This is a genomic window from Kitasatospora sp. MBT63, assembly GCF_000710465.2.
Classification (GTDB): domain Bacteria; phylum Actinomycetota; class Actinomycetes; order Streptomycetales; family Streptomycetaceae; genus Kitasatospora.
Window position 1 is genome coordinate 9,044 of sequence record NZ_JAIZ01000728.1, and the last position, 8,842, is coordinate 17,885.

The following is an 8,842-nucleotide window of genomic DNA, read 5'->3' on the forward strand; positions in this document are numbered from 1 at the left end:
CGGGCGGGGTGGCTTGCGGGAGTGGGGTGGTCCGCGTTCGGGTGAGGCGGCGGGCGGGCGCGCGTGCGTGCGTGCGGTCCTGCACGGGAGCCGGCCCGGCCCTGTGCGGCCCCGTCGCCCCCGGAAGGGCTCGGTGGTCCCGCGCGGGGGCCGGACCGTCGCCGGGACGGCGGTGCCGGGGTGATCACGCGGGCCGTATTCTTGGGGACGCGGCGTGATGGCCGCGGCCAGATCGAGGAAGGTGCTCCCGATGCGCGTGTACGTGCCCACCACGTTGAAGGGTCTGGCGGCCGCGCACCCGGGCGGCGAGCTGGACCGGGCGGTGGCCTACGCGGTGACGCCCGCGCTGCGCGAGTGGTACGTCAGCGACGACCTCGAGGAGCTGGAGTACGCGGCGCTCAACCGGGCCGCCGAGTCCTCGCTCCGGCTGCTCGCCGAGGACGGCGCCGCGCCGCGCCGCCGGGTCGTGGTGGCCGTCGAGGTCGCCGACTCCGCGGTGCAGCCGTTCCCCGGTGACGAGTACCAGGACCAGTCGGCGCTCGGCCGGGTCGTGCTGTCGGGCCCGGTGCGGCTGGCGAAGGCCGCCGCCGTGCACGCGGACGCGGCCGACGAGGAGGTGGCGGCGGACGTGGCCGCCGCCGCGCAGGCCATCGCCGCGGCGGACAAGGGCGACGCGGACGCCCAGTTCACGGTCGGCGGGGCCGAGGACCACGAGCTGCTCTGGTTCGCGACCCAGGAGATCCCCGGCCTGCTGGCCTGAGCCCGGCCGGCCCGAGCCCCGAGCCCCCCGCCGGGGACGTCCCTTTCCGCTCGCGCCGGCCCGGCCGGTACCGTTCCAGGGTGCGCACTCATATCGTCTGGGACTGGAACGGAACGCTGTTCCACGACATGGACGCGGTGCTCGGCGCGAGCAACGCGGCCTTCGAGACCATCGGCATCTCCCCGCTCACCCTGGAGCAGTACCGGGAGATGTACGAGATACCCATCCCCCGCTTCTACCAGCGGCTGCTCGGCCGTGACCCGAGCCAGGCCGAGTGGGAGGCGCTGGACGAGGCCTTCCACCGCCGGTACGCCGAGCTGAGCCCCGCCTGCCCGCTGACCGAGGGCGTACCGGGCCTGCTCAGCGGCTGGCGCGAGGCGGGCCGCAGCCAGTCGCTGCTGTCGATGTACGAGCACGAGCGGCTGGTGCCGGTGGTGGAGGGGTTCGGGCTGCTGGAGCACTTCCTGCGGGTGGACGGCCGCCGGGGTGCCTCGGGCGGGCGCAAGGCGGGCCACCTCGCCCGCCACCTGGCGGAGCTCGGGCCGAAGGTGGAGCCGCGGCACACGGTCCTGATCGGGGACGCCGCCGACGATGCGCAGGCCGCCCTGGAGTGGGGGCTGCACGCGGTGCTGTACACCGGCGGTTCGCACACCCGGGCGAAGCTCGAGGTGGTCGGCGTCCCGGTGGTGGACACCCTGGCGGAGGCGGTCGAGCTGGCCGCGGAGCTGGCGGCCTGAGCGGCGTCCGGTCTGCCCGTCGCCCGGGAGGGGCCCGTCGGCGGGCTCCCCGGCACTGACCCGTCGGCGCAGGCCCCGCCCGGTGACCGGGCCGCCGGGCGTGTCGCCCCGGGCGGTTCGGTGGCCGGTTGGCCAGTCTGGACGGGTCAACCCCGCCTGACGCCGGCGCCGGCCCGAGCCGGCCGGCGCCGGCCACCCGGACCCCGTGGAGCGACCCCGTGCCGATCGACGCAGTGACCCAGGTCCCGACCCCCGTCAACGAACCGCCGAACGGCTACGCGCCCGGCAGTCCCGAGCGGGCCCGGCTGGAGCAGAAGCTGGACGAGCTGGCCGGCGAGCAGATCCCGCTCCCGATGACCATCGCGGGCGAGCTGCGGTTCGGCGGCGGCGAGCGGATCGAGGTGGTCCAGCCGCACCACCACGCGGCCCGCCTGGGTGTCCTCGGCAACGCCACCCACCAGGACGCGCAGCTGGCCGTGGACGCGGCGCTGGCGGCGGGCGCCGAGTGGCGCTCGCTCTCCTTCGACGACCGGGCCGCCGTGTTCCTGCGCGCGGCCGACCTGCTGGCCGGACCGTGGCGGGAGACGGTGGCCGCGGCGACCATGCTCGGCCAGTCCAAGACCGCCCAGCAGGCGGAGATCGACGCGCCGTGCGAGCTGGCCGACTTCTGGCGGTTCAACGTGCACTTCGCCCGGCAGATCCTGGCCGAGCAGCCGCAGTCCTCGCCCGGGGTGTGGAACCGCACCGACCACCGCCCGCTGGAGGGCTTCGTCTACGCGGTCACCCCGTTCAACTTCACCGCCATCGCGGGCAACCTGCCCACCGCTCCCGCGCTGATGGGCAACACCGTGGTCTGGAAGCCGGCGCCCACCCAGACGCTCTCGGCGCACTACCTGATGCGGCTGCTCGAGGCGGCCGGCCTGCCGCCCGGGGTGATCAACCTGGTCACCGGGGACGGCCAGGCGACCTCCCAGGTCGTCCTCGGCAACCCGGCGCTGGCCGGGCTGCACTTCACCGGGTCGACCGCCACCTTCCGGACACTGTGGCAGACCATCGGCGCCAACCTCGGCTCGTACCGCGGCTACCCGCGGATCGTCGGCGAGACCGGGGGCAAGGACTTCCTGGTCGCCCACCCGTCGGCCGACCCCGGCGTGCTGCGCACCGCGCTGCTGCGCGGCGCCTTCGAGTACCAGGGGCAGAAGTGCTCGGCGCTGTCCCGGGCCTATCTGCCGCGCGGGCTGTGGCAGCGGATCAAGGACGACTTCCTGGCCGAGGTGGACGCGCTGACCGTCGGCGACGTCAGCGACCTGAGCAACTTCATGGGCGCGCTGATCGACGCCAAGGCGTACGCCAGGAACGTCGCCGCGATCGAGCGGGCCGAGCGCGACCCGGCGGTGGAGCTGGTGGCCGGCGGCCAGTACGACGACGCGATCGGGTACTTCGTGCGGCCCACCGTGCTGCTCTGCGCCGACCCGCGCAACGAGGTCTTCCGGACCGAGTACTTCGGCCCGATCCTGGCCGTGCAGGTCTACGAGGACGCCCGCTGGCCGGACGTGCTGGACCGGGTGGACGGCGGCTCGCCGTACGGGCTGACCGGCGCGGTGATCGCCCAGGACCGGTACGCCATCGCGCAGGCCGTGGAGCGGCTGCGGTTCGCCGCGGGCAACTTCTACGTCAACGACAAGCCGACCGGTGCGGTGGTCGGCCAGCAGCCGTTCGGCGGCGGACGGGCCTCCGGCACCAACGACAAGGCGGGCGCGGCGCAGAACCTGCTGCGCTGGACCTCGCCCCGGTCGATCAAGGAGACCTTCGTGCCGCCGACCGGCCACCGGTACCCGCACATGGGCTGAGCGGACGGGACGAAGGTCCGGCGAAGAGTCGATCAAGAAGCGGTGAAGGCCGGGGTCACGGACGGGGAGACGCCGCCGCGCAATCCGGCAGTCGCTGACAGTCCGATCATGCCGTTTGGACAAGGTGTCCAGGAAGGAACGATCTCCCTGCAGGATTGCTCCTCCGTGTCCCCTGACACCTTCGTTTCATCAGGTTAGGCTGACTGGCGTCGCCGGACCCGATCGACGCAGGCCAAACGTCGTCTCGTACCCAGATGCGCAGCCGCTCATGCGTGGCATGAGCGGTTTTCATCAGGATCATGCGGGAGGATTGCGGACGGACCCGGCGGTGTACACCCAGCCACCACCACCGAGTCACGCAACGGCGCGCGACAGGAGCCAAACAGTCATGCAGACCAAGCTGGACGCAGCCAAGGCCGAACTGCTCGCCAAGGCAGCAGCAGCCGCTGAGAACAGCCAGGTGGGGGGAGCGGCGCCGGGAGAGGGTCTGAGCAACGGCGCTCTGACCGCGTACCTGCACCACTACTACCTCCACACCGCTCCCGAGGACCTGGTCGACCGGGACCCGGTCGACGTGTACGGCGCGGCGGCCTCGCACTACCGGCTGGGGCTCAAGCGGCCCCAGGGCACCGCGGAGGTGCGGGTCTACACCCCGACCGTCGAGGAGAACGGCTGGTCCTGCGGCCACACCGTGGTCGAGGTGGTCACCGACGACATGTCCTTCCTGGTCGACTCGGTCACCAACGAGCTGACCCGCGAGGACCGCGGCATCCACGTCGTGATCCACCCCCAGCTGGCGGTCCGCCGTGACATCACCGGCAAGCTGCTGGAGATCCTGGACATCGACGCCTGCTCGCGCAGCCAGGCCGCCGGCACCGGCTGGCCGGCCGACGCGACCGTCGAGTCCTGGATGCACATCGAGATCGACCGCGAGACCGACCGCGACGACCTCCGTGCCATCGAGACCAACCTGCGCCGGATCCTGGGCGACGTCCGCGAGGTCGTCGAGGACTGGACCAAGATGCGCGACTCCGCGCTGCGGCTCGCCGACGAGCTCGCCGAGGAGCCCCCGGCCCACCTGCCCGAGCAGGAGGTCGGCGAGGCCTGGGAGCTGATGCGCTGGCTGGCCGACGACCACTTCACCTTCCTCGGCTACCGCGAGTACGACCTGGCCGAGCACCGCGGCGAGGAGGTGCTGCGGGCCGTCCCCGGCACCGGCCTCGGCGTGCTGCGCTCCGACCCGATCAGCCACGACGTCGACCACCACCCGGTGGCTGAGGCGTTCGGCCGGCTGTCGGCCCCGGTCCGGGCCAAGGCGCACGAGAAGAAGCTGCTGGTCCTCACCAAGGCCAACAGCCGCGCCACCGTGCACCGCCCCGCCTACCTCGACTACGTCGGCGTGAAGAAGTTCGACGCCAACGGCGAGGTGATCGGCGAGCGCCGTTTCCTCGGCCTGTTCTCCTCCGCCGCGTACACCGAGTCGGTCACCCGGATCCCGGTGGTCCGCCGCAAGGTGCAGGAGGTCCTCGCCGACTCCGGTTTCTCCAGCGACAGCCACGACGGCCGCGACCTGCTGCAGATCATGGAGACCTTCCCCCGGGACGAGATCTTCCAGACCGCCGCCGCCGAGCTGCTCTCCATCGCCACCAGCGTGCTCTACCTGCAGGAGCGCCGCCGGCTGCGGCTGTTCCTGCGCCAGGACGACTACGGCCGCTACTTCTCGGCCTTCGTCTACCTGCCGCGCGACCGCTACACCACGCGGATCCGGCTGCGCCTGATGGAGATCCTCATGGAGGAGCTCAACGGCGAGTCGATCGACTACACCGTGCACGCCACCGAGTCGGTGCTGACCCGCCTGCACTTCGTGGTCCGGGTCGCCGCCGGCACCGAGCTGCCGCAGCTCGGCGACGCCGAGATCGAGCGGATCGAGGCCAAGCTGGCCGAGGCCGCCCGGTTCTGGATGGACAGCTTCCACGACCAGCTGCACATCGAGCTGGGCGAGGAGCGGGCCGCCGAGCTCGGCCACCGCTACGCCAACGCCTTCCCCGACGGCTACCGGGCCGACTTCACCGCCCGCACCGCGGTCTCCGACCTCAAGCAGATCGAGGCGCTGCACGGCGAGGGCGACTTCCGGCTCAACCTCTACCAGCCGGTCGGCGCCGGCGACGACGAGCGCCGCTTCAAGATCTACCGGGTCGGCGGCCCGATCTCGCTCACCGAGGTCCTGCCGGTCCTGCAGCGCCTGGGCGTCGAGGTGCTCGACGAGCACCCGTACGCGCTGCGCCGCTCCGACGGCAGCACCGCGTGGGTCTACGACTTCGGCCTGAAGCTGCGCGAGGCCACCGAGCTGAGCGACGAGGCGCGCGAGCGCTTCCAGGAGGCCTTCTCGGCCACCTGGACGGGCAAGGCCGAGAACGACGGCTTCAACGAGCTGGTCCTGACCGCCGGGCTGAACTGGCGCCAGGCCGTCGTGCTGCGCGCGTACGCCAAGTACCTCCGGCAGGCCGGGAGCACCTTCTCCCAGGACTACATGGAGGACGCGCTCCGCAACAACACCCACTCCACCCGGCTGCTGGTCAACCTCTTCGAGGCCCGGCTCAGCCCCAGCCACCGCTCGGGTGCGCAGGAGCTCACCGAGGGCATCTTCGAGGAGCTCAACGGCGCCCTCGACGAGGTCGTCTCGCTGGACGAGGACCGCATCCTGCGCTCCTTCCTGCACCTGATCAACGCCACCCTGCGGACCAACTTCTTCCAGCACGCGGCCGACGGCCAGTGGCACTCCTACGTGTCGATGAAGTTCGACCCGAAGGCCATCCCGGACCTGCCGGCCCCGCGCCCGGCGTTCGAGATCTGGGTCTACTCGCCCCGGGTCGAGGGCGTCCACCTGCGCTTCGGCAAGGTCGCCCGCGGCGGTCTGCGCTGGTCCGACCGGCGAGAGGACTTCCGCACCGAGATCCTCGGCCTGGTCAAGGCCCAGATGGTCAAGAACACCGTGATCGTCCCGGTCGGCGCCAAGGGCGGCTTCGTCGCCAAGCAGCTGCCGGACCCGTCGGTGGACCGCGACGCCTGGATGGCAGAGGGCATCGCCTCGTACAAGACCTTCATCTCGGCGCTGCTCGACATCACCGACAACCTGGTCGCCGGTGACGTCGTCCACCCCGCCGACGTGGTCCGCCACGACGAGGACGACACCTACCTGGTGGTCGCCGCCGACAAGGGCACCGCGACCTTCTCGGACATCGCCAACGGGGTCGCCGAGTCGTACGGCTTCTGGCTGGGCGACGCGTTCGCCTCCGGCGGCTCGGCCGGCTACGACCACAAGGGCATGGGCATCACCGCCCGCGGCGCCTGGGAGTCGGTCAAGCGCAACTTCCGCGAGCTGGGCCACGACACCCAGACCGAGGACTTCACCGTGGTCGGCATCGGCGACATGTCCGGTGACGTGTTCGGCAACGGCATGCTGCTCAGCGAGCACATCCGCCTGGTCGCCGCCTTCGACCACCGGCACATCTTCCTCGACCCGGACCCGGACGCCGCGGTCTCCTTCGCCGAGCGCCGCCGCCTGTTCGACGTGCCGCGCAGCTCCTGGGACGACTACGACAAGTCGCTGATCTCGGCCGGCGGCGGGGTCTTCCCGCGCTCCGCCAAGGCCATCCAGCTCTCCCCGCAGGTCCGCGAGCGGCTCGGCCTCGACGCCGCCAAGCTCACCCCGGCCGAGCTGATGAAGGCCATCCTCCAGGCGCCCGTCGACCTGTTCTGGAACGGCGGCATCGGCACCTACATCAAGGCCTCCAGCGAGACCAACGCCGAGGTCGGCGACAAGGCCAACGACGCCATCCGGGTCAACGGCGAGCAGGTCAGGGCCCGGGTGATCGGCGAGGGCGGCAACCTCGGCTGCACCCAGCTCGGCCGGATCGAGTACGCGGCCACCGGCGGCCCCGAGGGCACCGGCGGCTGGATCGACACCGACGCGATCGACAACTCCGCCGGTGTGGACACCTCGGACCACGAGGTCAACATCAAGATCCTGCTCAACCAGGTGGTCGCCGACGGCGACATGACGGTCAAGCAGCGCAACGCCCTGCTCGCCGAGATGACCGACGAGGTCGGCCACCTGGTGCTGCGCAACAACTACGCGCAGAACGTGGTGCTGGCCAACGCCGTCGCCCAGGCCGTCTCGATGGTCAACGTGCACTCCCGGATGATCAACCGCCTGGAGGCCAACGGCCAGCTCGACCGGGCGCTGGAGTTCCTGCCCACCGAGCGCCAGATCCGCGACCGCCAGCAGAACGGCCGCGGGCTCTCGCAGCCCGAGCTGTCCGTGCTGCTCGCCTACACGAAGATCACGCTGGCCGACGAGCTGCTCGCCACCGGGCTGCCCGACGACCCGTACTTCCGCACCGTGCTGCACGCGTACTTCCCGAGCGCGCTGCGGGCCAAGTTCGCCGAGGCGATCGACAACCACCCGCTGCGCCGGGAGATCATCACCACCCTGATCGTCAACGACACGATCAACCGCGGTGGCTGCACCTTCGCGTTCCGGCTCCGCGAGGAGACCGGCGCGACGATGGAGGAGATCGCCCGCACCCACGCGGCCGCCCGCGCGGTGTTCGGCCTGGAGCAGCTCTGGGACCAGATCGAGGAGCTGGACAACCAGGTCCCCGCCGAGGTCCAGACCCGGATGCGGCTGCACGCCCGCCGTCTGGTCGAGCGTGCCACCCGGTGGATGCTCAACAACCGCCGCCAGCCGCTGGACATCGCCGGCACCATCGAGTTCTTCCACGACCGGGTCAACCAGGTCTGGGACAGCCTGCCCAAGCCGCTGCGCGGCGAGGACGCGGCCTGGTTCGAGAAGATCTACCAGGAGCTGTCCGCCTCGGGCGTGCCCGAGGCCCTCGCCACCCGGGTGGCCGGCCTGTCCTCGGCCTTCCCGACCCTGGACATCGTCGGTGTCGCGGACCGCTCGGACGCCGACGTGATGGAGGTCGCCGAGCTCTACTACGACCTCGCCGACCGCCTGCAGATCACCCACCTGCTGGACCGGATCATCGAGCTGCCGCGGACCGACCGCTGGTCCTCGATGGCCCGTGCGGCCATCCGCGAGGACCTGTTCGCCGCGCACGCCGCGCTCACCGCGGACATCCTGGCCTGCGGCCCCGAGGGCTCCTCGCCGGAGGAGCGCTACGGCGCCTGGGCCGAGCTCAACAGCACGCTGATGACGCGGGCCAAGACCACCCTCGACGACATAAGGGGTTCGGACAACTACGAGCTGTCCAGCCTGTCCGTCGCGATGCGGGTGATCCGCACCCTGCTGCGCACCGGCCACTGAGCAGCCCACCGGAGGGCGGGACCGCACGCGGTCCCGCCCTTTGGCGTTCCCCCGGCGACGGCCGGCCGGGTAGCGGTGAGTGCGCACAACCGTGGCGCAGCGCCCGGAGACCGGTACGCGTACGGGCGGGGCGTCCACGCCCCACCCGTACGCGCGGGCCGGTGGG

The 8,842-nt window shown here is 71.8% G+C and carries 4 protein-coding genes; all 4 read left to right on the forward strand.

The features are described 5' to 3' along the window. Nucleotides 1-250: 250 nt before the first annotated feature. The 4 genes from AA75_RS37845 to AA75_RS37860 all read left to right on the forward strand — a co-directional run bounded on the left by AA75_RS37845 (nucleotide 251) and on the right by AA75_RS37860 (nucleotide 8,676). Nucleotides 251-760, forward strand: a complete 510-nt coding sequence (locus tag AA75_RS37845) for a hypothetical protein (protein ID WP_033824969.1) — start codon at nucleotides 251-253, stop codon at nucleotides 758-760. An 80-nt stretch (nucleotides 761-840) separates the two neighbouring features. Further along, a complete protein-coding gene (locus tag AA75_RS37850; protein WP_033824970.1) occupies nucleotides 841-1,497 on the forward strand; it encodes an HAD family hydrolase in 657 nt (218 codons plus the stop codon). A gap of 224 nt (nucleotides 1,498-1,721) precedes the next feature. Then, a complete protein-coding gene (gene pruA / locus AA75_RS37855; protein ID WP_033824975.1) occupies nucleotides 1,722-3,347 on the forward strand; it encodes an L-glutamate gamma-semialdehyde dehydrogenase in 1,626 nt (541 codons plus the stop codon). Between the two features lie 388 nt (nucleotides 3,348-3,735). Further along, nucleotides 3,736-8,676, forward strand: a complete 4,941-nt coding sequence (locus AA75_RS37860; protein WP_033824971.1) for an NAD-glutamate dehydrogenase — start codon at nucleotides 3,736-3,738, stop codon at nucleotides 8,674-8,676. Nucleotides 8,677-8,842 lie beyond the last annotated feature (166 nt).